General features: G+C 73.2%; 22 protein-coding genes. 6 read left to right on the top strand and 16 right to left on the bottom strand.

From position 1 onward, the window contains the following. Positions 1-61: 61 nt before the first annotated feature. Complete coding sequence (locus AB0K07_RS01245) at positions 62-643, bottom strand: YceI family protein (RefSeq protein WP_363750032.1); 582 nt, start codon at positions 641-643, stop codon at positions 62-64. A gap of 99 nt (positions 644-742) precedes the next feature. Here AB0K07_RS01245 and AB0K07_RS01240 point away from each other — a divergent pair, with 99 nt between their 5' ends. Continuing rightward, on the top strand, positions 743-1,261 hold the full coding sequence (locus AB0K07_RS01240) for a MarR family transcriptional regulator (RefSeq protein WP_363750030.1): 519 nt from the start codon (positions 743-745) through the stop codon (positions 1,259-1,261). Positions 1,262-1,569: 308 nt separating this feature from the next. Here the strand turns inward: AB0K07_RS01240 and AB0K07_RS01235 are convergent, their stop codons facing one another. The 3 genes from AB0K07_RS01235 to AB0K07_RS01225 all read right to left on the bottom strand — a co-directional run bounded on the left by AB0K07_RS01235 (position 1,570) and on the right by AB0K07_RS01225 (position 7,164). After that, positions 1,570-4,263, bottom strand: a complete 2,694-nt coding sequence (locus AB0K07_RS01235) for a helix-turn-helix domain-containing protein (protein ID WP_363750029.1) — start codon at positions 4,261-4,263, stop codon at positions 1,570-1,572. Positions 4,264-4,407: 144 nt separating this feature from the next. Next, positions 4,408-5,556, bottom strand: coding sequence for an acyl-CoA dehydrogenase family protein (locus AB0K07_RS01230; RefSeq protein WP_363750027.1), 1,149 nt, complete (start codon positions 5,554-5,556; stop codon positions 4,408-4,410). A gap of 75 nt (positions 5,557-5,631) precedes the next feature. Beyond that, positions 5,632-7,164, bottom strand: coding sequence for an acyl-CoA carboxylase subunit beta (locus tag AB0K07_RS01225; RefSeq protein WP_363750025.1), 1,533 nt, complete (start codon positions 7,162-7,164; stop codon positions 5,632-5,634). Between the two features lie 186 nt (positions 7,165-7,350). Here AB0K07_RS01225 and AB0K07_RS01220 point away from each other — a divergent pair, with 186 nt between their 5' ends. Further along, positions 7,351-7,926 (top strand): snapalysin family zinc-dependent metalloprotease, encoded by a 576-nt coding sequence (locus tag AB0K07_RS01220; protein WP_363750023.1) that lies wholly within the window; start codon positions 7,351-7,353, stop codon positions 7,924-7,926. 60 nt (positions 7,927-7,986) lie between these two features. On the opposite strand, the gene AB0K07_RS01215 is transcribed toward AB0K07_RS01220, so the two are convergent. From AB0K07_RS01215 to AB0K07_RS01195, 5 genes are all read right to left on the bottom strand, one after another. Next, positions 7,987-8,898: a hydroxymethylglutaryl-CoA lyase gene (locus tag AB0K07_RS01215; RefSeq protein ID WP_363751368.1), complete on the bottom strand. Its 912-nt coding sequence runs from the start codon at positions 8,896-8,898 to the stop codon at positions 7,987-7,989. A gap of 208 nt (positions 8,899-9,106) precedes the next feature. Continuing rightward, a complete protein-coding gene (locus tag AB0K07_RS01210) occupies positions 9,107-10,444 on the bottom strand; it encodes a biotin carboxylase N-terminal domain-containing protein (protein WP_363750021.1) in 1,338 nt (445 codons plus the stop codon). Positions 10,445-10,515: 71 nt separating this feature from the next. Next, entirely contained in the window at positions 10,516-11,115 is a 600-nt protein-coding gene (locus AB0K07_RS01205; protein WP_363750020.1) for a TetR/AcrR family transcriptional regulator, read from the bottom strand. A gap of 120 nt (positions 11,116-11,235) precedes the next feature. Continuing rightward, positions 11,236-14,118: a hypothetical protein gene (locus tag AB0K07_RS01200; protein ID WP_363750018.1), complete on the bottom strand. Its 2,883-nt coding sequence runs from the start codon at positions 14,116-14,118 to the stop codon at positions 11,236-11,238. 2 nt (positions 14,119-14,120) lie between these two features. After that, the gene (locus tag AB0K07_RS01195; RefSeq protein ID WP_363750017.1) at positions 14,121-15,908 is read right to left on the bottom strand and encodes an HSP90 family protein; all 1,788 of its coding nucleotides are present in this window, start codon (positions 15,906-15,908) and stop codon (positions 14,121-14,123) included. A gap of 113 nt (positions 15,909-16,021) precedes the next feature. On the opposite strand from AB0K07_RS01195, the gene AB0K07_RS01190 reads away from it, so the two are divergent. Then, positions 16,022-16,291, top strand: coding sequence for a hypothetical protein (locus tag AB0K07_RS01190; RefSeq protein ID WP_363750015.1), 270 nt, complete (start codon positions 16,022-16,024; stop codon positions 16,289-16,291). On the opposite strand, the gene AB0K07_RS01185 is transcribed toward AB0K07_RS01190, so the two are convergent. Beyond that, complete coding sequence (locus tag AB0K07_RS01185) at positions 16,288-17,445, bottom strand: FAD-dependent oxidoreductase (RefSeq protein ID WP_363750013.1); 1,158 nt, start codon at positions 17,443-17,445, stop codon at positions 16,288-16,290. The genes AB0K07_RS01190 and AB0K07_RS01185 overlap by 4 nt on opposite strands. Before the next feature lie 107 nt (positions 17,446-17,552). Here AB0K07_RS01185 and AB0K07_RS01180 point away from each other — a divergent pair, with 107 nt between their 5' ends. From AB0K07_RS01180 to AB0K07_RS01170, 3 genes are all read left to right on the top strand, one after another. Further along, on the top strand, positions 17,553-18,134 hold the full coding sequence (locus AB0K07_RS01180) for a TetR family transcriptional regulator (RefSeq protein WP_363750011.1): 582 nt from the start codon (positions 17,553-17,555) through the stop codon (positions 18,132-18,134). Between the two features lie 68 nt (positions 18,135-18,202). Then, on the top strand, positions 18,203-18,751 hold the full coding sequence (locus AB0K07_RS01175; RefSeq protein WP_363750010.1) for a SigE family RNA polymerase sigma factor: 549 nt from the start codon (positions 18,203-18,205) through the stop codon (positions 18,749-18,751). Next, the gene (locus AB0K07_RS01170) at positions 18,748-19,941 is read left to right on the top strand and encodes a hypothetical protein (RefSeq protein ID WP_363750009.1); all 1,194 of its coding nucleotides are present in this window, start codon (positions 18,748-18,750) and stop codon (positions 19,939-19,941) included. Before AB0K07_RS01175 ends, AB0K07_RS01170 begins: the two co-directional genes overlap by 4 nt. 49 nt (positions 19,942-19,990) lie before the next feature. On the opposite strand, the gene AB0K07_RS01165 is transcribed toward AB0K07_RS01170, so the two are convergent. The 6 genes from AB0K07_RS01165 to AB0K07_RS01140 form a co-directional block, all read right to left on the bottom strand. Further along, positions 19,991-20,893, bottom strand: coding sequence for a sulfurtransferase (locus tag AB0K07_RS01165; protein ID WP_363750008.1), 903 nt, complete (start codon positions 20,891-20,893; stop codon positions 19,991-19,993). 87 nt (positions 20,894-20,980) lie between these two features. Further along, positions 20,981-21,427 carry a hypothetical protein gene (locus AB0K07_RS01160; RefSeq protein WP_363750006.1) on the bottom strand — a complete coding sequence of 149 codons (447 nt, stop codon included), beginning with the start codon at positions 21,425-21,427 and terminating at the stop codon, positions 20,981-20,983. 2 nt (positions 21,428-21,429) lie between these two features. Then, entirely contained in the window at positions 21,430-22,197 is a 768-nt protein-coding gene (locus tag AB0K07_RS01155) for an SGNH/GDSL hydrolase family protein (protein ID WP_363750005.1), read from the bottom strand. 264 nt (positions 22,198-22,461) lie between these two features. After that, entirely contained in the window at positions 22,462-23,634 is a 1,173-nt protein-coding gene (locus AB0K07_RS01150; protein WP_363750004.1) for a hypothetical protein, read from the bottom strand. Next, positions 23,631-24,161, bottom strand: coding sequence for a SigE family RNA polymerase sigma factor (locus AB0K07_RS01145; RefSeq protein ID WP_363750003.1), 531 nt, complete (start codon positions 24,159-24,161; stop codon positions 23,631-23,633). The genes AB0K07_RS01150 and AB0K07_RS01145 overlap by 4 nt, the downstream gene beginning before the upstream one ends. 98 nt (positions 24,162-24,259) lie before the next feature. Then, complete coding sequence (locus AB0K07_RS01140; RefSeq protein ID WP_363750002.1) at positions 24,260-24,607, bottom strand: hypothetical protein; 348 nt, start codon at positions 24,605-24,607, stop codon at positions 24,260-24,262. Between the last annotated feature and the right edge of the window lie 60 nt (positions 24,608-24,667).

Genomic DNA, 24,667 nt, shown 5'->3' with positions numbered 1-24,667 from the left:
AGACGACGCCGGGCCCGCGCCGACCTGCGGCGTGGGCCCGGCGTACCGGCGATCCGGAGGATCAGGCCTGGCGGACGGCCTCGCCCTCGATCTCGATCTTGATCTTCTTGCCGACCAGCACGCCGCCGGTCTCCAGCGCGACGTTCCAGGTCAGGCCGAACTCCTCGCGGTCGATCTCGGTGCTCGCGGAGAAGCCGAAGATGTCCTGGCCGAACGGGCTGCGGCCGACACCCTCGAACTCCACCTGCAGCTCGACCGGACGGGTGACGTCCTTGATGGTGAGCTCACCGGCGAGCACGAACTCGTTGCCACGGCGGGACGTGACCCCGGTGCTGCGGAACTCCAGCGTCGGGTACTTCTCGACCTCCAGGAACTCGGGGCTGCGCAGGTGCGCGTCCCGGTCGTCCTGCGTGGTGTCGATGCTGGCGGCCTGAATGGTCGCGACGACCGAGGACTGCAGCGGGTCCTCGGCGATGGTGATGGTGGCGGTCGCCTCGTTGAACTCGCCGCGGACCTTGCTCACCATCATGTGCCGGGCGACGAAGCCGACCCGCTTGTGTGCCGCGTCCAGCGCGTAGGTGCCGGCCGCCGGGATGGTGAGGCCGTCCCAGTCGCGGGTAACCGCATCGATGCTGCTGGTCATGCTGATGTCCTCCAGGAGAATGTTTAGTAGCCCAACGACTGCCTGAGCAACTATAGCCATAGCAATATTCCCCGTGTCAAGGACTGGTAGGATGAACGAGTGACCAACGTGTTCGACGATCCCCGGATCACCGCCGTCGGCCTGCTCTACGAGGTGCACGCCGGGCTGTCGGCCCGGTTCGCTGCCCAACTCGACGAGCAGGGCCTCTCCGTGGTCGAGTTCGAGGTGCTCACCCGACTGGCCCGCTCGCCGGGCAACCAGCTGCGGATGACGGACCTCGCCGCGCAGACCTCTCTATCTACCAGTGGGGTGACCCGCGTGGTGGACCGGATGGAACGTGACGGTCTGCTCACCCGCCGGGCCTGCCCGTCCGACCGCCGCAGTTCGTTCGCCGTGGTGACCGCCGTGGGCATGCAACGGCTGGATGAGACGCTGCCCGGGCATCTGCGGATCATCGAGCAGTGGTTCACCGGCCAGCTCGACCCCCAGGCCCTGGCCGCGCTGCTCGACGGCCTGCGCCGGGTACGCGACGCTGTGCACCCCTGCGCCACGGCTGGCAGCACCGACACCGCGCCCGAGGACGAGATCCAGGCCACCGACGACTCCGCCCGGCTCTGACCGCCGACGCTCACCCGGCCCCGATCGGACGGCCGCTGGCGTTGGCGGGCCGGCCCGGAGCGGTGTCCGCACTACCGGCAGAAAGACCGGCAGAACTGACCTTGCCAACCGGACCTATCGCTCGGAATAGACTTTCCGCCCCGATAACGGTGGCAGGCTTCATGGCACCGGGGATACACCGGGGGGTGACGGCGCGGGCGAACAGCGAGGGGTAGCACCAAGGGGGCTTTTCGTCCGCGCCACTCCCCGCCCGCACGTCCCGTCCGCTGCGACCGACCAGCGACGAGGGCGCGGCCGACCCGCCGCCACTACCGCGCGGCCGACCCGTCCCGGGCAGCCATCAGCGAGTAGAGCAGCCCCGACTCGGTCGGCAGCAGCCGGATGCCATTCTCCTGACAGACCCGGTCGAGCCGGTCCAGCACCGCCGGGTCTGCGGTGCTCGCGGCCAGCCCCACCAGTGCCTCCACCACGTCCCGCCGATCCTGACCGGCATCTGCCGCGGCGGCGAACCACTCGGCCGCCAACTCCCGGTCACCCCGGTGCAGCGCCAGGTTCCCCTCGATCAACGCGCAGATCCCCGCGTCCGGACCGCCCCAGGAGAGCACCGGGTCGTCCGAGCGGGGCCGTGGCGCCACTGACCACTCGGCCCACGGTCGCACCGGTACGGCCACCGCCCCCTCCGCCATTCCCGCCCGCAACTCGGTGAGCACCTCGGTCGCCTCCGCACCGCGACCGTCCTGCGCGAGCGCCAACCCGACCGTGCCGAGCACCCGGCGCCGGTGCCGGGGATCACCCAGCTCGGACAACGCCGCCACGGCCCGCCAGCCCTGGTCGACGGCGTCGGCGTACCGGCCCTCGAGGCGGGCGACCTCGGCCCGGTTGGCCCAGGCCAGCACGCGCAGCCGCTGCTCCCCACCCTCGGCGGCGAGTCGGTCCACCGCGGCCAGCCGCCGGCGCGCCGCGGCCAGATCGCCGACCCGGATGTCGTGCCAGGCGAGGCTGTTCTGAGCCACCGCGAGGTCCCGGGTCCGTCCGTTGCGGGCCGCCAACCGGAGCACCGCCTCGGCCTGCTCGCGGGCCTCGTCGTGCAGGCCGACGGTGATCAGCGACGCGCCGAGCACGGTCCGCGCCTCCAGTTCCCCGGTCACGTCGCCGGCCTGCCGGAACACGTCCAGCGCCGCCCGCGCCGTCGGCAGTTCGTCGGCACCCGCGCCGTGTTCGGCGGCGAGCCGGGCCACCCCGAGGGTGGCCCAGCCACGCAGGACGAGATCAGCGTCGGCGGTCCGCGGATCGGCCAGCAACCGGCGTAACCACTGCCGCCCGGCGACGTCGCGGCCCCGGAACCGCCACCAGCGAGGCAGGCAGGCCGCCATCCGGAGCGCGGTCACCGGGTCGTCGGCGGCCGCGTGGGCCAGCGCCGAGCTGATGTCGCTGCTCACCTCGTCCAGCCGGTGCACCGCGTCGGTCAACCGGGGACCGGCCAGGTCGGTGGCGATCCGCGCCACCAGGCGGGCGATCACCTCCGCGTGCCGGCGCCGGACGCACGTCAGCTCGCCGCCTCCGGCCGCCTGTTCGAGGGCGAACTCGCGGACCGCGTCGAGCAGGCGGAACCGGAACGGCCCCGTGCCGCGCACGCTCAGCAGGCCAAGCTCGACGAGCCGGTTCAGCAGCGGCAGAGGGTCGATCGCCACCGTTCCGTCCGGGTCGGCCTCGTCGGCGAGCATCTCCTCGGCCAGTTCCACCGACCACCGGTTGCCGAACATGGCGAGCCGGCGCAGCGCGTCCCGCTCGTCCGGCGCCAGCAACCGGTAGCTGGTCGCCACCGCGTCCCGCAGGGTGACCGTCACCGCGGCCGGGGTGACGTCGGTGCCGTTCGAGCGCTGGGTGGCCGCATCGGGTCCGTCCCAGCCGGGGTGGACCGCCGGGTCGGCAGGCGTCGCCAGGTCGAGCACGTGGTCGCCGTACCGGTCGAGCAGCTCGGTGAGGTCGAGGAGCCGGCCACGGGCGGCCATCAGCTCGATGGCCAGCGGCAGCCCACCCAGCCGGCGGACCAGCGCGGCCAGCGCCGGCAACTCGCCGGGGGTGGGCGGCTCCCGACGGACCTGGGCGAGGCGGGCGGTGAACAGCGCGACCGCCGGCCACGACCCGAGGGTGGCCGGTCCGGACAGCTCGGCGTCGGGCGGCGGCACGTCGAGCGGCGCGACCGGCCAGACCCGCTCGCCAGGCAGCCCGACCGGGTGTCGCCCGGTGACCAGCACCCGCAGCGAGGGCAGCGCGCCGGTCAACCGGTGCAGCGTCTCGGCCACCGGGCCGGGCGCGCGCTCCACCGCGTCCATCAGCAGGAGCGCCGGACGGCCGGCGAGCCGGGCGGCGAGTTCCGGCAGCCGGGCCGGGCCGAGTACGGCCATCGAGGCGGCGAGCACGTCCGGCCCGTCCGAGCCCTCGCCGACCAGCACGCCGACCACGCCGGCCGGGTGGGCGTCGGCGACGACGTGTGCGACGGACAGCGCCAGCGCGGTCTTGCCGACCCCGGCGAGCCCGACCAGGCTCACCAGCCGGGGGCCGTGCTCCGCGGTGAGCATCGCGGCCAGCTCGGTGACGTCGCGGTCCCGGCCGATCAGCGCGACCGCCGGTGGGAGGGCGACCGGCGGATCCGACCAGGCCGGGTCGGCTGCCGACGTGGTGGGGCCGGTCGCCGCGAGCGCCGCCGGAGTGACGTCCGGGCGGGGCGGCTCACCGCCGGACTGGCCCCGGGCGGCGGCCAGGAACGCCGCCCGGGTGGCCCCGGTCAGCTCCAACACTCCGGCGAGCAGCTCGACGGTGGTGCGCTGCGGTCGGACGGACCGACCGCGCTCCAGGTCACGCACCGTCCGCACGCCCACGCCGGCCCGGGACGCCAGCTCGGCCTGGGTCAGGCCGGCGGCACGCCGGTGCCCGCGGAGCAGTTCCGCCAGCCCGGTGGGACCGGCCCGGCTCCGCGACCGTTCATGATCCGGAGTCATGGGCTCGAAGAGTACGGTTCGACACCGGCCATCGGCAGTGGAGCGTCGGGCTGCCGACGCCCGCTCGCCGATATCCGACAGCCGGGTCTGCCAGTCCTTCCGGAGGCGGCTGGGCGCCCGGCCCTCGGCCGGCGGCTGGGCCGGTCAGAGACCCAGGTCGCGCGCGATGATCATGCGCTGCACCTCGCTGGTGCCCTCGCCGATCTCCAGGATCTTGGAGTCACGCCAGAACCGGGCCACCGGGTACTCGTTCATGAAGCCGTAGCCGCCGTGGATCTGGGTGGCCTCCCGGGCGTTGTCCACCGCGATGGTGCTGGCGTGCAGCTTGGCGATGGCGGCCTGCCGCTTGAACGGCTCACCGGCCAGCATCCGGGCGGCGGCGTCGTAGTAGGCCAGCCGGGCGGTGTGCGCCTTCAGCTCCATGTCGGCGATCTTGAACTGGATCGCCTGGTTGGCACCGATCGGCCGGCCGAAGGCGTGGCGCTCCCTCGCGTACTTGATCGACTCGTCGACGCAGCCCTGGGCGAGGCCGACGGCCAGTGCGGCGATGGCGATCCGACCCTCGTCGAGGATCCGGAGGAACTGGGCGAAGCCCCGACCCCGCTCGCCGAGCAGGTTGGCCGCCGGCACCCGGCAGTCGTCGAAGGTCAGCTCGTGGGTGTCCGAGGCGGTCCAGCCCACCTTGGAGTAGCCCGGCGCCACGGTGAACCCCGGCGTGCCGGTGGGCACGATGATGGTCGACAGCTCCTTCGAGCCGTCCGGGTTCGTACCGGTCACCGCGGTCACGGTGACCAGGGCCGTGATGTCGGTGCCCGAGTTGGTGATGAACGCCTTCGAGCCGTTGATCACCCACTCGTCACCGTCCAGCACCGCCCGCGTCTGGGTGCCGGCGGCGTCCGAGCCGGTGCCCGGCTCGGTGAGCCCGAAACCGGCCAGTGCCTCGCCGCTGAGCAGCTTCGGCAGCCACGTCGCACGCTGCTCGTCGGTGCCGAACCGGTAGATCGGCATCGCGCCGAGCGAGACCGCCGCCTCCAGCGTGATCGCGACGCTGGAGTCGACCCGGGCCAACTCCTCCAGGGCCAGGCACAGCGCGAAGTAGTCGCCGCCCATGCCGCCGTGCTCCTCGCCGAAGGGCAGGCCGAACAGGCCCATCTTGCCCATCTGCCGGATCACCTCGTACGGGAAGGTGTGCTGCTCGTAGTGCTCGGCGATGACCGGTGCGACCACCTCGCGCGCGAAGTCCCGCACGCTCTCCCGCAGCGCCGCTTGCTCGTCGGTGAGCCGGAAGTCCATCTCATCCTCCTGTGTGGACGGGGCCGCCGGGCGCTCGTGACGCCGGGACGGTTCGCTGTGCTGGGCCGGTCGGGGTCAGACCGGGGTGACGCCGTGCCGACGCCGGGAGAAGTGCCGATCCTTGGTACGCGCCGCCGCGAACCGCCGGACCAGCTCGGTACGCAGGTCGTGCGGCTCGACGATGGCGTCCACCACCAGCTCGCTGGCGAGACGGACGACATCGATGTCCCGCTCGTACTCGGCCCGCTTGGCGGCGACGAAGGCTGCCCGCTCGTCCGCGTCCGGGATCGCGGCGATCTTGTTGGCGTAGACCGCGTTCACGGCGGCCTCGGCCCCCATCACCGCGATCTTCGCGGTGGGCAGCGCGATGGTGGCGTCCGGCTCGAACCCGGGGCCGGCCATCGCGTAGAGGCCGGCGCCGTACGCCTTGCGGACCACCACGCAGATCTTCGGCACGGTCGCCTCGGAGATGGCAGTGATCATCTTTGCGCCGTGCCGGATGATGCCCTGCTTCTCCACCGCGCTGCCGACCATGAAGCCGGGTACGTCGCTGAGGAAGAGCAGCGGCACGTTGAACGCGTCGCAGAGCTGCACGAACCGGGTCGCCTTGTCGGCGGAGTCGACGAAGAGCACGCCGCCCTTGAACATCGAGTTGTTGCCGACCACTCCGACGACCTCGCCGTCGAGGCGACCGAAGCCGATGGTCAGCTCCTTGGCCCACAGCGCCTGGATCTCGAAGAACGAGCCCTCGTCGAGCAGGCCCTTGACGTACCGCCGCATGTCGAACGCCTGCCGCTCGCTGGCCGGTACCAGCGCGGCGAGGTCGGCGTTCGCCGGCGCGGCGACGGCCGGCGCGGCCGGCGGCGCTTGCGTCCAGTTCGCCGGCAGGTACGACAGGTAGGTCTTCACCACGTCGAGCGCGTCGGCCTCGGTCTTGCAGAGGAAGTGCCCGACGCCGGATTCGGCGGTGTGCACCTTGGCCCCGCCCATCGCCTCCAGGGTGGTCTTCTCGCCGGTGACCATCTCGACCATCCGGTCGGAGCCCAGGTACATGCTGGCGTTGCCGTCGACCATGGCCACCACGTCGCAGAACGCCGGGATGTACGCCCCACCGGCGGCGCTCGGGCCGAACAGCGCGCACACCTGCGGGATCGAGCCCGAGGCGCGGACCTGGTTCCAGAAGATCTTGCCGGCGCCGCGTCGACCGGGGAAGAGGTCGACCTGGTCGGTGATCCGGGCGCCGGCCGAGTCGACCAGGTAGACCATCGGCACGCCGGCGCCGTAGGCCCGCTCGATGATGCGGATGATCTTTTCGACGGTGCGGGCGCCCCAGCTGCCGGCCTTGACGGTGGAGTCGTTGGCCATCAGGCAGACCTGCCGCCCGTCGATGGTGGCGGTGCCGGTGACCACGCCGTCGGCGGGCAGCCCCTCGGCCAGCGCGTTGGCGTAGAGGCCGTCCTCGACGAACGAGCCCTCGTCGACCAGGAGCGCGACCCGCTCACGGGCGAAGAGCTTGCCCTTGGCCGCGTTGGCCGCGTGGTACTTGTCCGCGCCGCCGGACCGGGCCCGCTTGCGCAGCTGCTCCAGCGCCTCACCGTCGAGCGTCACGCCGACTCCCTCACCGTACTGACCTGAACGATCGTTAGGTTAGCGCATTCGCGCGACGTCCGGCGACCCACGGGCAGATCGGGCGGCGGGGCGGGGCCGGGAGGCCACGGATCCGTACGAGATATTGAAATCTATTAATCTCTGCGATTAGGCTCCTGGCACCCCCCTCCCAGATTGGAGTCAACGATGACCTCACGACTCAATCGGCTCGCGGTCGCGTTCGTCGCGACGGCGCTCGCCACCCTCGGCGTCACGGTCGCCAACCCGGCGCCCGCGTCCGCCGCCATGACCATCTGCTACAACACCAGCCAGGCGGGGAGCTTCGCCGGCACCGCCAACCAGGCCGCCTCGATCTGGAACAACGCCACCGTCAACCTGACGCTCTCCGCGAACTGCGGCTCCAACCTGCGGATCTACCAGATCACCGGCGGTGGCTCGTACGCCGTCCGCACCAGCCTCGGCAACGGCCGGGTCTACATCGACACTCAGCAGGCGGCGCAGTACAGCCCGCTGCGGATCATGACCCACGAGATCGGCCACATCCTCGGCCTGCCGGACAACTACAACGGGAACTGCGCGATCCTGATGTCCGGCGGCAGCGCGGGCACCAGCTGCACCAACCCGTACCCGAGCACCGCCGAGGCGAACCGGGTGAGCAACCTCTTCGCCGGCACCCGCATCGCCACCGAGCGCAGCACGGACCGCACCGGAGCGGACATCTTCCGCGACAGCTGGCCGGCCGCGCTCACCACGGTGGGCTGACCGAACAGATACGGCGGAGGGGCCGGCAGTGCGCCGGCCCCTCCCCGCGTCTCGAAACGGTCAGCTCGGCATCGGCGTCAGCCGGGTACGGGGGCCGGCGCGCAGCACGCCGGACGGGAGCTTCTTGCCGAGCAGGTGCTCGGCCAGCTCGGCCGCCTCGATCAGGGCGGCCAGGTCGATGCCGGTGTCGATGCCCATGTCGTGCAGCATGTGCACGGCCTCCTCGGTGGCCAGGTTTCCGCTGGCCCCCGGGGCGTACGGGCAGCCGCCCAGGCCGCCCACACTGGCGTCGAACTCGGTCACTCCCAGCTCCAGCGCGGTCAGCAGGTTGGCCAGCGCGGTGCCCCGGGTGTTGTGGAAGTGCAGCAGCACCGGCACGTGCGCGTTGCGGTCGCGTACCGCGGTCAGCAGCTCGCGGACCCGACGTGGAGTGCCCATGCCGGTGGTGTCGCCGAACGCGATCCGGTCGGCGCCGTCGCGGACCACCCGGTCCACGATGCCGGCCACCCGCTGCGGGTCGACGTCCCCCTCGTACGGGCAGCCGAAGCTGGTCGCCACGATCACCTCGACCCGCGCCGAAGCACCGTGCAGCAGGTCGATCAGCTCGGCGATGTCGTCCAGCGACTCATCCGTGGAGCGGTTGACGTTGCGCCGGTTGTGCGTGTCGCTGGCCGAGACCACCACCTCGATCTCGGTGAACCCGGCGGCGAGCGCCCGCTGGGCGCCCCGCGTGTTCGGCACCAGGGCCGAGTAGCGCACCCCGTCCGCCCGCGCCGCCCGCCGCCACACCTCGTCGGCGTCGGCCATCTGCGGGATCGCCTTCGGGTGCACGAACGACACCGCCTCGATCCGGCGTACGCCCGTACCGGAGAGCGCGTCGAGCAGCCGCACCTTCGCGTCGGTCGGAATCGGGTCCTCGTTCTGCAGCCCGTCCCGAGGCCCGACCTCACGGATCGACACGGAATCTGGCAACTGGCTCATCGGTCACCTCGCTGTGACGTCGGATCGGGGCGGGATGTCGGCTCCACCTCGCCCTTTGCACTGCTTCAACGGACGCAACGGCGACTGTCCGGTATCCGGACGACCGCTGTTGCCTCCAGGTAAGCAGAGCAAAGGGCTCGGCTGCCAGTGCCGCCGGATCGCCGGGACGAGGGCCCGGCGGCCCGGCGGGCGGGCGGGGTCAGCGCATGCGGGAGACGATGCCGGTGTCGTAGGCGCCGGAGAGGAACTCCTCGTTCTCCAGGAGCTCGGCGAAGAAGGGGAGGTTGTTCTTCGGGCCCTCGATCTGGAAGGCGGCGACCGCCGTCCGGGCCCGCTCGATGACCTGCTCCCGCGTGTCACCGCTGATGATCAGCTTGGCCATCAGGCTGTCGTAGAACGGGGTGACGGTGTTGCCCTCGGTGTAGCCCGAGTCCACCCGGACTCCCTCACCCGTCGGCTCCACCCAGGTCCGGACCACACCCGGGCCGGGCAGGAAGCGCTTCGGATCCTCGGCGTTGATCCGCATCTCGATGGCGTGCCCGCTGGGCGCCAGCGCGTCCGGGTCGAAGGTCGGCGCCAGCCCGGACGCCACCCGCAACTGCTCCTCGACCAGGTCCACGCCGTAGACGTACTCGGTCACCGGGTGCTCCACCTGGAGGCGGGTGTTCATCTCCAGGAAGAAGAACTCGTTCGTCGCGGGATCGAGCAGGCACTCCACCGTGCCCGCGTTGCGGTAGCCGACCGCCTCGCCCGCCCGCACGGCCGCAGCCAGGAAACGCTCGCGCAGCTCGGGCGAGACCGCCGGGGACGGCGACTCCTCGACCAGCTTCTGGTTGCGCCGCTGCACCGAGCACTCGCGCTCGCCCAGCGCCACCACCCGGCCGTCGGCCAGGCCGAGGATCTGCACCTCGACGTGGCGTACCCGGGGGAAGTACCGCTCGATCAGCACCGAGCCGTCCCCGAACATCCGCTCGGCGAACGCGCGCACCTTGTCGTACTCGGTGCGCAGCGCGGCCTCGTCGACGGCCACGCCCATGCCCATCCCGCCGCCACCGGCGGCGGCCTTGACCATCACCGGGTAGCCGATCTCGGCCGCGGCGGCAACCGCCGTGTCCAGGTCGGCGGCCGGGTCGGTGGTGCCGGGCGCGACCGGAACGCCGGCCGCCGCCATCAGGTTCCGGGCGTTGATCTTGTCACCCATCGCGGTGATCGCGTCCGCGCCGGGGCCGACCCAGATCAGGCCGCTCGACTCGACGGTACGGGCGAACTCGGCGTTCTCCGACAGGAATCCGTACCCGGGGTGGATGGCCTGCGCGCCGGTCGACTTGGCGGCGGCGAGGATCGCCTCGGCGTTGCGGTAGCTCTGCGCCGGGTTCGGCGGGCCGACGAGGACCGCCTCGTCGGCCTCGGTGACGAACGGCAGGTGGGCGTCGGCCTCCGAGTACACCGCGATCGCGCGGATGCCGAGCCGCTTGGCGGTCCGGATGATCCGGCGTGCGATCTCGCCCCGATTGGCGACCAGCAGTGACTCGATCATGTTTCCTCCCGGCGTCCGGATGGTGGGACGCTGTCAGGAAACCATGACCGGCATGCCGGTGACGAGTCGGCTCAGGCGAGCAGCGCGGCCAGGGTCGCGTCACGCAGCAACTCGGCGCGGCGCCGGCGGTCCACCTCGCCACCGAGGAACGGGGTCGAGTTCATCAGGCCGAACGCGGCGTGCGCCAGCACCCGCGCCTCGCCGTCGGGCATGCCCGGGTGCAGCGCGGTGAGCACGGTCACCCACTCCTCGACGTAGAGCCGCTGCAACCGGCGGATCCGCCGCCGCGGCTCCTCCGGCAGGCGGTCCAGCTCGTGCAGGTGCAGCGCGATCACCGCCGGATTGGCCAGCGCGAACTCGACGTGGAAGTCGATCAGCGACTCCAGCGCGCCGCGCGGGTCGTCCGGGTGCCCGGCGGAGCGCTCCCGCCCGCCGGCCAGCAGCCCTTCGCTGACCGGGATCAGCGCGGCGGCCAGCATCGCCTCCTTGCCGGCGAAGTGGTGGTAGAGCGCCGGACCGGTCACCCCGGCGGCCGCGCCGATGTCGTCCATCGACACCCCGTGGTAGCCCCGCGCGGCGAACAGACCGACCGCGATCTCCAGGATCTCGTCCTTGCGGGACCGCCGCCGGCCCGCACCCGCCGCGCCCCGCGCCTGCTGCTCCACCGTCACCGGGCAAGCGTAGACCGCGAGCCGTGCGCGGTGGAGCGGTGGTTACCGGTCGGTTGCGCAGGCCGCACCGCCGGTCGACCCCTCCCGACCTGCCCGGGAGGGGTCGACCGGCCGGCGAGGTCAGTCGTCCTGGTCGAGGTCGTGCTCGGCCCGCAGCGCCGCGGCCTCCTCGGGCCGGTCCAGCAGGTCCAGCGCACGGGCCAACAGCCAGGCCGTCTGGCGCACCGGCCGCGAGTCGGCCGGGAGCCCGCCGAGCACCCGGCGCAGCAACGGCTCCGCCTCGGCCGGCCGGTCCAGGCGCAGCAGCAGCTCACCGGTGAGGACCTCCACCTGGGCGGCCTCACCGAACGCCTCGATCGACCGCAACCGGTCGGGCACCCCGGCCAGCCGGGCCAGCGCCTCGTCCGGCCGGTCCTCCCCGGTCAGCACCCGCGCCCCGGCCTCGGCCGCCATCGCCAGCTCGTACGTCACCGGCGGAGGCTGTTCCGGCTGCCCGGCCAGCGCCGCCACCAACCCGTCCACCAGCTCGATGGCCCGTACCGCCGCCGGCCGGTCGTCGGACCAGAACCAGGCGTACGCCTCGCGCCGGCGGGCCCGCAGCTCGTCGAGCGGCAGACCGGCGAGCCGGTACGCCGTGGCGGCGGCCGCGAACCGCTCGGCGGCCACCGCGTCCCGGTCGGCGTCGTAGAGGATCCCGCCGGCCTCCTCCAGCACCTGCGCGCGGTGCGGGAGGTTGTCCGGCCCGTCCAGGTTGTCGGCCAACCGCTCCAGGATTGCCAGCGCCGGGTCGATCTCGCCGAGCCCGGCGTACACGCCGGCCAGCAGGTGCCGGCAGCGGTCGGCCTCGGCCTGGGCGCCGAGCCGGTCCAGACCGAGGACGGCCTCCTCGGCGACCTCGGCCGCCTCACCGAGTCGGCCCACGATCCGGTACGCGTTCGCCAACTCCCAGCGCAGGAAGGCGTCGCCCTCGGCGCCCCGCTCCACGCAGAGCGTCACCGCCTCGACGAAGTCGTCCACCGCGTCGGCGGCCCGGCCGGCGGAGAGCAGCGCCCGGGCCCGGGCGACCCGCACCGGCAGCTCGGCTGCCGCCGGCGCCACCCCCAACGCCTCGTCGCAGGCGGCGACCGCGTCGGCCGGGTCGTCGACCGTCCGGACGTACGTCAGGCAGCCCGCCGTGACCAGCTCGCCGACGCCCAGCTCACGGCCGATCCGGCGGGCCTCGTCGGCGGCCGCTCGGGCCTCGTCGACGCGGTCGGACTGCTCCAGCAGGTGTGCCCGGTGCAGCGCGATCCGGGCCGCCAGGTGCCGGTCGCCGCCCGCGTCGGCCGGCGCCCGGTCGAGCGCGGCGAGGGCGTCCGCCCAGCGTTCCCGGTGCAGCAGCGCCAACGCCACCCGGTCGTGCCCGGCGGCCCGCTGTCGGGCGTCACCGAGCCGGTCCAACACCTCGGCGGCGGCCCGGACCAGCGCCAGCCCCTCCTCGGCGTCGTCGTCCGACCGGGTGAGCAGCACGCCGAGCCGCCCGGCGACCACCTGGGCGGGTACCTCCTCGGCCGCCTCCCGGTACCGGCTCAGCGCCGCCCGGTTCATCTCGATCGCGCCCGCGATGTCGTCCTCGTCGCCGCGCTCGGCCGCCCGCAGCGCCAGTCGGTGCGCCACCGTGCGCGGTGGCAGGTCGTCGGTGCCGAACCGGTCGTCGCAGGCGGCCAACGCCGCCCGGAACGTCGCCCGGTCGTGCCGGCCCCAGCTCTCCTCGGCGAGGGTCAGCAGCTCGTCCGGGCCGGCGTCGGCGGGCAGGGTCACCGCCTTCTCGTCACCGGCCCCGGCCCGCGCCCGACCGGCGGCCGGTGACGCACCCGGGTCGTGGGGGATGCTCGGCCCGCCGGCCGGGCGACGGCGAACGCTCGCGGAGAGCGGCAGGTGCTCACCGCTCGCCCGCAGGGCGAAGCGACGGGCGATCCACTCCGACTGGTGTGCGCTGCCGTTGCGGGCGTCAAAGCGGGTGGCCAGCGCGGTCGCGGTCTCCGCCAGCTCGTCGGCGAGCGCCAGCGCCGGCACCTCGCCGGCCGGCCGACCCTCGGCGGCACGGCGGTACACGGTCGGCGCGCCCACCTGACCCGCCTGGCGCAGCGCGGCGGCGGCGGTCGCCGCGAAGTGCATCGCGGCGGCCGGGGACGGCGGCCGGTCCAGCCAGTCCAGGTGCCGTTCGACCAGCTCCACCGCCCGCGCCTCGTTGCCGGTCAGCGTGCAGAACTCGATGTGGTCGCCGATGTCCCACAGGTCGGCGAGGTTGCCACGCAGCCGGCGGTACGCCTCCCGGTGCGCGTCCCGCGCCGACTCGCCGCGCCCGGTGCGCAGGTACGGCAGGAGCAGCGCGGTGAGGATGGCCTGCGGCTGCTCGGTGCAGGTGAGCCGACCGGCGAGCACCGGCTCGGCCAGCGTCACCGCCTCGGCGTCCCGCCCGGTGTCGGCGAGGTAGCCCACCTGGCTCGTCGGGTCGCAACCGGCGCAGTCGGAGAGCTCGTCGCGCGGGGTGGTCTGCCAGAGCCGGTACCAGTGCGCGGCCGCCTCGGTGTCGCCCACGTGGTCGGCGATCCGGAACCGGTGCTTGTGGACGGGCTGCAGGCTGTGCCCGCCGGCCCGGTAGCGCTGCTCCATGTCGTCCAGCACCGCGTACGTGCGGTCGAGCGGCACCTCCGGGAACTTCAGCAGCCCGGACACCATGTACTTGAAGTGCCACAGCAGCTGGTGCAGGTGGCGCTGGTGGTAGGGCTGCGGGTCCCGGTCGAACTCGGACAGGCACCAGGAGAAGGTGACGAACGACTTCGCCGGCTCGCCGCCGTAGACGTACCCGGTGGTGGCCTGCATCCGGGTCACGAAGGCGAGGTGGCGGTCGTCCGCCGCGTCGACCCGGCGCAGCAACTGCTCCAACGCGGCGATCTGCCCCGCCCCGTACGGCATGTCGGCGATGCCGCGCAGCACCCGCCACAGATCCTCGTCGGCCATGGTCACTCCCGTCCCGGCACGGCCCGGCCGAGCAGGCCGAGGAAGGAATCGTTCAGCAACGCGGCGTCGGCCGCGCGGATCGGATGGTGGCCGAGCAGCAGCGCCTGCCCGTACAGCGCCTCGACGGCGAGCCCGACCAGCTCCGGGTCGGCCAGCATGGTGACCCGGCGGACCAGCGGGTTGCGGTGGTTGAGCACGAGTTGCGGGCGGTCCGGCGGGGCAGTGGCGGCGAGCGCGTCGAGCACCCCGCCCCACAGCTCGTCGGCCCGGTCCCGGCTGGCGGCGAGCTGGTCGTTGAACGCCGCCGACCGGCTGACCAGGTAGAGCGCGGGCAGCGAGACCGGGTCGTACGCCCGGATGACCACTTCGCAGCCGGAGCGCTCGACGGCCCGCTGGGCCGCGCTGAGGAACGGCCGCAGCGCCAGCTCCACCTGCGGGTCGAGCCCGTCGAAACGGGTGGTCAGGTCGCTCGGCTCCAGCCGCTCGATGAGCACCGAGCGATCCACCGTCGGCAGCCGCTCGATCAGCTCGGTGTCGTAGGTGTAGCCGGCGTTCACCACCGCCAGGTCCTGCGCGGCGGCCACCGCGGCGAGCTGGCGGAACTCGTCCAGGCTCGCCGCGTAGCGCAGCACCCCGTAGCGCTCCCGGAACTCGGCGAGGGTGAGCGTGCCGACGTTGGTGTCCATCGGCCACCACCGGTCGACCAGCCGGAGCATCTCGTCGTCGTGCAGTGCCAGCGCCTTCACGCCGAGGTGGTGCACCTGGAGGAACTCGGCCAGCCGGTGCGGGTCGTGCCGCGCCAGCCGGACGAGCCAGCCGCGTACCTGGTCGCCGAGCGCGTCCCTGGTGGCGGTGAGCAGGGTGTCCTCGTAGAGGGCCTCCCGGCTGGCGGTGGGGCGCAGCTCGGTCGCGTCGACGACGCAGTGCGCGAAGAACGCCCAGTCCGGCAGGAGCCCGTCGGCGTGCTCGGTGAGCAGCATCCGCTTCAGGTAGACCCGGTGCCCGGCCCGGGCCGCCGGGTTCACCGGGGTGGGCAGGATGAAGGCGACGCCGGTCAGCCCGGCCTCCGGCACGGTCAGTGGCAGCACGTCGAACGGGTCGACGCCGAGCATCTCCCGGGCGTACGAGATCAGCGCAGCCCGGTCGACCGGCGCACCGGCCGTGGTCGGCCAGGGTGGCTCGCCGGTGGTGGTGACCACGTCGCCGACCCGGACGGTGACCGGCAGCAGGGAACCGAAGAGCCGGGCCAGGTCGGTGACGGTCGGGGTGCTGAACCACTGGTCGGCGTCGCGGCGGGGCACCAGCGTGACCGTCGTGCCCGGCTCGGCGCGGGCGGCCTCGGGCGGCGCCACCGTCACCGAGTAGCGGCCGTCGGCGTACCCGGTCCAGCGGACCGTGGGGTGGTCGCCGTGCCGGGTGAGCACCCGGATCTCGTCGGCCACCAGGAAGCAGGAGAGCAGGCCGATGCCGAACTGGCCGAGGAACTCGTGCCGGGAGAAGCCCAGCTCGTCGCGCTTCGAGCTGCGGCCGATGGTGGCCAGCAGCTCGTGCACCTGCGCCTCGGTGAGGCCGATGCCGGTGTCGTGCACCCGCAGCGTGCCGTCACCGGTGCTGTCCGGCGGCTCGATGCGGACCAGCGCGGGAGCGTCCGGCTCGCCGGCACGGCGGGCGGTGATCGCGTCCACCGCGTTCTGCAGCAGCTCACGGACGTAGACCCGCGGGCTGCCGTAGAGGTGATGACTGAGCAGGTCGACCACGCCACGGAGGTCGACCTGGAAGGTGTGGTCCACGCCTGATTTCTCCCCGGTCCGGATGCCGGCGCCCACCGTACCGATGATCACCGACGGGCGCGTCCCCCTTTCGCCCGGTCGCGCTGAGCGGGTTCGCGCTGGCACGGCACCCCGTGCCGGGCGGGATCGCGCTGGCCGTCTTCGCCGCCGGCACCGTGGTGTGGAACAGCCTGTGTGCGTCGTACGGGCAGCGGCACGTGCCGGCCGGGCTGCTCGGTCGGGTGGGTGCCGCCCAGCGGATGGTCGGGCTGCTCGCCGCACCGGTCGGCGCGGCGCTCGCCGGGCTGGCCGCCTCGGCGTACGGGACGGTGCCAGTGGCGGGTGCGGCCGCCGGGACGTTCGCCCTGGTCACCCTGGCCGCGTGGCGGACACTGCGGGCCTAACTCGGCGTACGTTCCCGGTGCGACAGCCCGGACAGGCGCAGCGCGATCTGCCGGCGGGCCGGCGGAACGGCACCGAGCAGCCGGAGCAGCACGTCCCGGATGGGCCGGCGGGCCGGGGAGAGCGTGGCCAGCCGGGTCAACCCGGCCGCGAAGCTCAGCACGTCCTCGGCCATCGGGCGTTGCCGGGCGGTGTAGTCGTCCAGCAGCGTCTCGGGGCCTCCGCCGAGCACATCGGCCAGCGCGGTGCCGAGCGCCACCGCGTCGCAGATGCCGAGGTTCATGCCCTGCCCGCCAGCGGGGCTGTGCACGTGCCCGGCGTCGCCGGCCAGCAGCACCGGCCCGGACCGGAAGGTGTCGGCGATCCGGTGGTGCACCCGGAACCGCGAACCCCAGAGCACCTCGGTCACCCGCTCGGGTCGCCGCGCCGGGCCGCGCTCGTCGAGCAGCGCCTGGAGGTACGCCGGGTCCGGCTCTGCCGGCGCGGTCGGGACGGCGGCGACCAGCCGGACCACCCCGTCCGGGAGCGGTGCCCAGATCAGCGGACCGGAACGGGCGAGGAAGAGCGCCGCCTCGTCGCGGGGCAGGGCGCTGCGCACCCGGACGTCGGCCAGCACGAAGGACTCCTCGTCGCTGGGGCCGGTGAATCCGATGCCGGCCAACTGCCGGACCGTGCTGTGCAGGCCGTCCGCCCCGACCACGTACCGGGCGCGCACCTCGGCGCCGTCGACCTGCGCGAGCGCCCCGTCACCGGTCCGCGTCAGACCGGTCAGCCGGCACGGCCGCCGCACCTGCACGCCGAGGTCGGCCAGGCGTTCGGTGAGCACGGCCTCGGTGACCGCCTGGGAGACCAGCAGCGCGTAGGGAAAGCGGGACGGCAGTTGGTGGAACGGGACCGACAGCAGCACCCGGTCGCGGTCGCGGACGGTGAAGCGCGGCGCCCGCACCCCCTGGGCGATCAGCGGCGCCGCGGCGCCGATCCGGTCCAGCACCTCCAGGGTGTACGCGTGCACGACGGCCGCCCGCGAGGTCACCGGCGGGCTGTCGAGCTGGTCGAGGACGGTGACGTCGACCCCGCGGCGGGCCAACGTCAGCGCGGTGGCGAGGCCGGTGGGCCCGCCGCCCACCACCAGAACGTCGGTATTCGTGGGCAGCATGACCACCTCCGGAACAACCGTTGCCAACACGTGTTGGCAAACACTTGTTGGCAACGGTAGGTCGGCACGAGTTGTCTGTCAACAGCCGTTGGCCTACGGTCGTTGACATGACAGCGCCCGCCCATTCGACCCAGCCCCGCCGCTCGGACGTCACCCGGGCCGCGATCCTGCAAGCCGCTCGCGAACGGTTCGCCGCCGACGGGTACGAGCGCGCCACCATCCGGGCCATCGCCGCCGACGCCCGGATCGACCCGTCGATGGTGATGCGCTACTACGGCAGCAAGGAGGGGCTCTTCGGGGCGGCGGCCGAGTTCGACCTCCGGCTGCCCGACCTGACCGACGTGCCGCCAGGGCGGCTCGGCGAGGTGCTGGTGCGGCACTTCCTCGCCCGGTGGGAGGGCGACGACACGCTCGTTGCGCTGCTGCGGGCCGCAAGCACCAACCCGGGCGCGGCGGAACGGATGCGCGGCATCTTCGCCGACCAGCTCACCTCCACCGTGGCCACGTTCGGCACCGAGGAGACGATGACCGCCCGGCGCGCCGGCCTGGTGGCCAGTCAGATCCTCGGTCTCGCCTTCACCCGCTACATCGTCCGCCTGCCACCGATGGTGGAGATGGATCCGGAGGAGCTGGTCTTCTGGGTCGCACCGACCCTCCAGCGCTACCTGACCGGGCAACCGGAGAGCTGACCCAACCTTTTCCCCCTCCCCGTGCGTCTGCCAGGTGAGGCCGAACGCGACGGCCGGGAGGTGGGCGGATGGCAAGCGACGGACGCGACGGCTACCTCGCCTTCGTGGAGAGCCACCAGCACCGCCTGCTGCGCGCGGCCTACCTGATCTGCGGCAACCGGCACCAGGCCGAGGACCTCCTCCAGGACGCGCTGCTCAAGCTGGCGCTGCGCTGGACCACGGTCCGCGACGGCGATCCCGCCGCCTACGTGCGAGCCATCCTCTACCGGGACACGGTGTCGTGGTGGCGGCGCCGGCGGCGCGAACGGCTGAGCGCCGAGCCGCCGGAGCAGGTGGCCCCCGACCGCGACGGCGCACTGCGGCTCACGCTGCACGACGCACTCGGCCTGCTACCGCCCCGACAGCGGGCGGTGCTCGTGCTGCGCTACTACGAGGACCTGACCGAGGCGGCCACCGCCGAGGCGCTGGGGGTGACCGTCGGCACCGTGAAGAGCCAGTGCCACGCGGCGCTGCGCCGGCTCCGTGAGTTGGCTCCGGACCTCGCCCGGGACTCCCGGCCCGTCCAGGAGCCGACGAGTCACGGCGACCTGGCCACCGGCCTGGAGGTGAACCCATGAACGAACAGGACCTGCGCCGGCTACTGACCGTCAGTGTCGAGGACGTGCTGCCGAGCCAGCCTGCGACGGCCGGCTGGGAGCGGGCCCGGCGTACCCGACGTACCCGCCGGGCGGTCGGCGCGGTCGCCCTGGCCGTGGTACTGATCGGCGGCGGCACGGTGGCCGCCCTGCGACCGACCGCCGAGCCGCCGCCGGACCTCACGGTGGCCCCGACCGTCGCCCCGACCGTCGAGACCCCGCACTCCGGTCCGGTGCAGCGACCCCCGACCGAGCTGACCTTTCCGCCCGACCCGCTGGCCCGGCTCGGCGACCCGGCGACCGTGCCGCTCTCCGCGCGACCGGTCCAGCAGGCGCTGGCGCTGTTCCAGCCGCTGGACGAGGAGTACCGCGCGGACGGGCCGGTCCGGATCCTCGGCGACGACGGAGTCATGCGCAGTCTCGACGTGGTGACCCCGGCACCCACCCGGGACGAGGGCGGCAACGAGGCACCCGCCCTGAAGCCGGGAGTGCTGTCGCCCGATGGCCGTTCGGCCGCGTTCGCGCAGACCAACGAGCTGATCCTCGTCGACCTCACCACGGCCACCGTGCGCCGGATCCCACTCGCCGGCTACCTGGAGCTGGTGGTCTGGGCGAACGACCGGGTGCTGGTCGGCGGGGACAACCGGACGTACGCGGTGGACCGGGTGACCGGCGCGGCGAGCACGATCACCGTCTCGGCCTGGGACGTGGCGGCGCCCGACCCGGCGGCCGGACGCGAGGCGGCGCTGATCGAGACGGGCGGCGAGCGGGGCGGCCTGATGATGCGCAGCCGGACCGCCAGCAAGGGCACCGTCCGCTCCGAACAACGCGTCACGGGCCAGTTGCTGCCAGCGCCGTACCAGGTCAACGAGTTCTACGGCCGGGGCTGGTTGCACGGCAACCGGCTGGCCCGCGCCGCGTGGATCACCAGCGGCGAGATCGACGGTGCCGAGGGGGTGGCCGTGCTGGACGCCCGTACGGGTGCGGTGGCCCACGTGCTCGACCTGGGCCGGGACCGGGCCAAGGGCTGCTGCGAGGTGCTGGGCTGGGACAACAAGGGCGGGGTGCTGCTCCGCCTGGAACCGGTCGGCCTGGCGCGGTGGAACCCGGAGACCGGCGAGATCACCGGCATCGTCCGCGACCTGCGCGGCATGGTGGCACTCGCCGGCTGAGCACCATCCCCGCGCGTCCGCCACGGACGCGCGGGGACAGGTGGGCCGCTCAGGCGGCGAGCCCGCCCGGCTGGTCGCCCTTCACGACGGGAGCCCGGACCAGGTTGCCCCACTCGGTCCAGGAGCCGTCGTAGTTGCGCACCTGCGGGTAGCCCAGCAGGTGTCGCAGCACGAACCAGGTGTGGCTGGACCGCTCACCGATCCGGCAGTACGCGATCACGTCGTCGTCCGGGCTGAGGCCGAGCTGGTCGGCGTAGATCGCGCGCAGTTCGTCCGACGACTTGAACGTGCCGTCCTCGTTGGCGGCGGACTTCCACGGCTTGCTCACCGCGCCCGGGATGTGCCCGCCCCGCAGCGCACCCTCCTGCGGGTAGTCCGGCATGTGCAGCATCTCGCCGGTGTACTCACCCGGCGACCGCACGTCGACCAGCGGGCGGCCCGCGGCGATGTGCGCCATCACCTGCTCGCGGAACGCCCGCAGCGGCGTGTCGTCCCGCAGCGGCACCGGGTAGTCGGCGCGCGGGCGGGACGGCTTGTCCCGGGTCACCTCGCGCCCCTCAGCGATCCACTTCTGCCGGCCGCCGTCGAGCAGCCGCACGTCGGCGTGCCCGAAGAGCGAGAAGACCCAGAGGGCGTACGCGGCCCACCAGTTGAAGTTGTCGCCGTAGAAGACCACCGTGTCGCCCCGACCGATGCCCTTGGCGGCGCACATCTCGGCGAAGCTCTTCGCGTCGAGATAGTCCCGGGTCACCTGGTCGTTCAGCTCCAGGTGCCAGTCGACCTTGATGGCGCCGGGGATGTGACCCGACTCGTAGAGCAGTACGTCCTCGTCGGACTCGACCACGACGAGGCCCTCGTCGCCCAGGTGCTCGGCCAGCCAGTCGGTGGTGACCAGCCGCTGCGGGTCCGCGTACGACTGGAGGCGGGGATCAGGATCGTTCGGCACAGACATGATCCCCAAGGTACGCCGCGATTCGGCCCGGCGGCCGGCCATCGGGGATCGGGGGCCGCGGATGTGGCGGTGGGCACGTGACGGTGGTCAGGCGCGACGGTGGGCGATCCGGCCGGCGACCACGGTCACCAGGCAGGCACCGTCGGCGGCATGGACCGCCAGGTCGGCACGCCCGCCCCGATTCAGCTTCGGCGGTACGGCGGTGGGCAGCGCCAGCAGGTCACCCCGGTCGATGGCCGCCCGCAGCGCCGGGTCGGCGAGATGCTCGGCCAGCACCGCCGTCACTCCGCGCCGCAGCAGCGCGTGCACCCGCTCGCGCGGGGTTGGCGCCGCCGGCAGCGGCCCGTCGTGCAGCATCCCCGGCCCCAGCGTGCCGGGCCAGCGGCGGACCCGCACCCCGGCGTACGACCCGCTCAGCTCGGCCAGCGGGCCGACAGCCTCGATCCGGTCGCCGCTCACCAACACGGCCTGATCCGGCACCGGCTCGCCCTCGGCGGTGAGGCGCAGCAGCGGCGCGGTGTGCAGGGTGAGCACGGTCAGTCGGTGAGCGGACCGAGCAGGGGGCGCTTCGCGGTCACCGTGTCACCGGACGACCGGCCGGTCAGCCGCCGCCTGATCCACGGGGCCAGGTGCTGCCCCGCCCAGCGCAGGTCGGCCGCGCGGGCGGCCAGCCACGGCGACGGCGCAGGGTGCGGCGGGACCAGCAGCCACTCCTCGTCGCAGCCCACCCCGAGCGCGGTCAACACCTGCCCGGCGACCCGGCGGTGCCCGGCCGGGGAGAGGTGCAGCCGGTCGGTGCTCCAGAGCATCGGGTTGAGGAAGGTGTCGTCGGCGTAGAGGTCGACCAGGATGGCGCCGTGCCGCTCCGCGGTCTCACCGACCGCCTGGTTGAGCAGATTCACCCGGGGAGCGACGAGGCGCTGGCCGGGCAGCCGGGCCATCACGTCCGCGAACCGGAAGAGCAGCACGTCCGCGCCGCCCGAGCGCAGTTGCCGGACCACGTCGTCGAAGCGGGCGACCAACGTGTCCGGGTCGAAGGTGCGACGCAGCACGTCGTTGCCGCCGGCCGCGAAGCTGATCAGGTCGGGCTTCATCGCCACTGCGGCGGGCACCTGCTCGGCGACCACGCCGGGGAAGAGCCGGCCCCGGATGGCCAGGTTGGCGTAGCGGAAGTCGGGCCCCGCCTCGGCGGCGAGCCGGGTCGCCACCAGATCCGCCCAGCCCCGGTACGTGCCGTCCGGGTAGGCGTCGTCCATACCCTCGGTGAAGCTGTCCCCGACCGCGACAAAACTGCGCCAGCGCACCCGCGCCTCCCTCACGCCACCCGTTGCCTGCGGCGACCAGTCTGTCACCGCAGGAAGGCCTGGCACCGCCCCGATTCCACGACGTGTCGGAGGTCATGGCGCACACGACAGGCGGGACCGGCCACCCCCCGTCAGTGGCCGGTCCCTCGTACCCGGTGGCAGCGCACCGGTGGCTCAGCCCAGCAACCTGCTCCGCAGGTCCTGCGCAGGCAGCAGAAGGGTGGGCCACCCGAGGGCGGCCCACCCTTTCGCCCGTGACGCTCGTCAGTCCACGACGGCCAGGATCTGCATGTCCTTCAGGCTCGCCGGCTCCGCGGTCTCGGAGATCTTCTTACCGTCCTCGTCCACCAGCAGCACCGCGTACCCGCTGCCAGCCTGCACTCGCACGACCATGGAGCCGTCGGTCTGGAAGTAGACCTGCCGCAGCGTGCGTCCGCCCAGTGGCAAGGTGACCTGCCTGCCACTGCGGGTGTCCAATACCGCGTTGGCCCACAGTTCACGAGCGATGTCGCCGGACTCCTCGCCGGGCGCTCTCCGCAGCAGAGCGATCCGAGAGCCGTCCGAGGACAGGCTGGCGATGTCGTGGCTGCGCCAACCGTCCAGGGAGAAGCCGGGGACCACCCGCTTCTTCGTGCCGTCCGTGGCGTAGAGGGTGACCCCGATGTCCACGGCCATGGCGATGGTCCGACCGTCCGCCGACCAGAGGGCGTGGCAGCCGGGGGGCTGCTCGGTCCACCAGGCGACTGTCCGCTTGTCGCTGCGGGTGTCCAGCACCCCGTGCCGACCGGGCTCACCCGCCGACTTCGCCTCGATGAACAGCAGGTGCCGCCCATCCGGTGACCAGACAGGGGTGCAGCTGCTCGCCACGTCCGAGCGCATCTCCTGCCTGTCGGAGCCGTCGGCGTCGGCGACGACGAGGGTGCCTTCACTCTCCACCCAGGCAACCCGGCGGCCGTCCGGCGAGATGCTCGCGTTGCCCTTCGCCGCGAGCTCGGGCAGAGCCAGCAGACGCACCGGACTGTCGCCCGGACGCCAGGAGCGCAGGTTCGTCGTCTCCGCGTCGGTCACCACGGCGGGGCCGTAGAAGAGCTTCCCGAACTGCAGGGCCGGCGTGTTCGTGCTGGACCCGCTGCTGCTGGGCGGGGCACCGGGCGTGTCGGCGCTGGTGGACGGCGTCGGGGTGGGCGACTGCGTCGGCGAGGGCGACGCCGTTACCGACGGGGTGTCCGCGGGCAGTGGGGTCGGGGACTGGTCCGGTCGGATGGCGAAGGCGGTGCCAGCCGCCGCTGCGATCAGCACCAGCGCGGCGGCCGACGTGGCCACCGCCCGCTGGATACCGAGCCGGCGGGACGTGCGCAGCGTACGGTCCCGTAGGTCGACCGAGGTGACCTCGTCGGCCAGGGCGGTCAGGTCGAGCCGGAGGCGCTGGTCGTTCATCGGGTGCTTCCTTCCAGGACGTACAGCTCGGCGAGTTCGGGCGCGACGGCGCGCAGCCTGGCCAGTGACTTGGCCGTCTGGCTCTTCACGGTGCCGACCGTGACGCCGAGAAGGTCCGCCGCCTCCGCCTCGGTGCGGTCCTCGAAGAACCGCAGGACCAGCACGGCCCGCTGTTTCGGGGAGAGCTTCGCCAGCGCAGACCGCAGGGTGAGTCGCAGGCTGGTCTGGTGGGCGTGGTCGGGGGCCGAGTCGCCTCCGCGTGGCTCGGGCAGCTCGCCCGGCATCGACTCGGAGATCCGGCGTCGCCGCCACCAGGAAACCTGCAGGTGGTACATGGTCTTGCGGGTGTACGCCTCGGCGTTGCCGCTGTGGTGCAGGCGGTTCCAGGAGCGGTGGGTCCGGGCCAGGGCCGACTGGACGAGGTCCTCGGCCAGGTGCTGGTCGCCGGTGAGCAGGTAGGCCGAGCGCAGCAGCGCCGGCGTGCGGGTACGGACGAACGAGTCGAACTCACTCAATAGAGGGTCCACACGAGCCGATCCTTGGGGTAGTGGTGCGGGTTGATGTCCTGCCCTCCCTGACGCGAGCCGGCGCGGCCATGGTTGCCACCCGCGCTGTCCGCTCGCCGTCACCCGTCCGGCTCGACGATCGGTCGGCGGTACGGCCCCCAGGCGACGAACCGCTCGAACAGCTCGCGCGGCGTCGGGCCGTCGTGCGGATTCAACCGGAACAGGTCGTGCGTCGCCTCGTGGTAGAGCCCGGAGAGGTAGATGGCCAGGTCGACGTAGTGATTGTCGTACTCGATTTTGAGCAGCAGCCGCGCCTCGACGCAGGGCCAGGGCAGCCCGCAGGCCCGGCACAGCCACAGCGGACGGATCGGCAGGTGCGGCCGGTGGCCAGGCGGGTACGGCCGGGGCCGGTCGGCGTGCGGACCGAGCCGGGGTACGGGCAGCTCACCGGAAAGGCGCTTGCGCATCTCGACCTCCTTCAGGCCCTGCGTGACACTCTGCTGAAGGACGAACTACTGTCGGAAGGC

Origin of the sequence: Micromonospora sp. NPDC049301 (assembly GCF_040678715.1) — a bacterium.
GTDB lineage: Bacteria > Actinomycetota > Actinomycetes > Mycobacteriales > Micromonosporaceae > Micromonospora.
Note: the sequence above shows the minus strand (reverse complement) of the source record. Positions and strands in the feature narration are given on the sequence as shown.

Excerpts from the sequence above, each read along its gene's own strand:
- AB0K07_RS01230 (WP_363750027.1), bottom strand. The coding sequence starts at position 5,556 with ATGGACTTCCGGCTCACCGACGAGCAAGCGGCGCTGCGGGAGAGCGTG.
- AB0K07_RS01245 (WP_363750032.1), bottom strand. The coding sequence starts at position 643 with ATGACCAGCAGCATCGATGCGGTTACCCGCGACTGGGACGGCCTCACC.
- AB0K07_RS01220 (WP_363750023.1), top strand. The coding sequence starts at position 7,351 with ATGACCTCACGACTCAATCGGCTCGCGGTCGCGTTCGTCGCGACGGCG.
- AB0K07_RS01210 (WP_363750021.1), bottom strand. The coding sequence starts at position 10,444 with ATGATCGAGTCACTGCTGGTCGCCAATCGGGGCGAGATCGCACGCCGG.
- AB0K07_RS01165 (WP_363750008.1), bottom strand. The coding sequence starts at position 20,893 with ATGTCTGTGCCGAACGATCCTGATCCCCGCCTCCAGTCGTACGCGGAC.
- AB0K07_RS01140 (WP_363750002.1), bottom strand. The coding sequence starts at position 24,607 with ATGCGCAAGCGCCTTTCCGGTGAGCTGCCCGTACCCCGGCTCGGTCCG.
- AB0K07_RS01235 (WP_363750029.1), bottom strand. The coding sequence starts at position 4,263 with ATGACTCCGGATCATGAACGGTCGCGGAGCCGGGCCGGTCCCACCGGG.
- AB0K07_RS01175 (WP_363750010.1), top strand. The coding sequence starts at position 18,203 with ATGGCAAGCGACGGACGCGACGGCTACCTCGCCTTCGTGGAGAGCCAC.
- AB0K07_RS01150 (WP_363750004.1), bottom strand. The coding sequence starts at position 23,634 with ATGAACGACCAGCGCCTCCGGCTCGACCTGACCGCCCTGGCCGACGAG.
- AB0K07_RS01200 (WP_363750018.1), bottom strand. The coding sequence starts at position 14,118 with ATGGCCGACGAGGATCTGTGGCGGGTGCTGCGCGGCATCGCCGACATG.
- AB0K07_RS01180 (WP_363750011.1), top strand. The coding sequence starts at position 17,553 with ATGACAGCGCCCGCCCATTCGACCCAGCCCCGCCGCTCGGACGTCACC.
- AB0K07_RS01185 (WP_363750013.1), bottom strand. The coding sequence starts at position 17,445 with ATGCTGCCCACGAATACCGACGTTCTGGTGGTGGGCGGCGGGCCCACC.
- AB0K07_RS01170 (WP_363750009.1), top strand. The coding sequence starts at position 18,748 with ATGAACGAACAGGACCTGCGCCGGCTACTGACCGTCAGTGTCGAGGAC.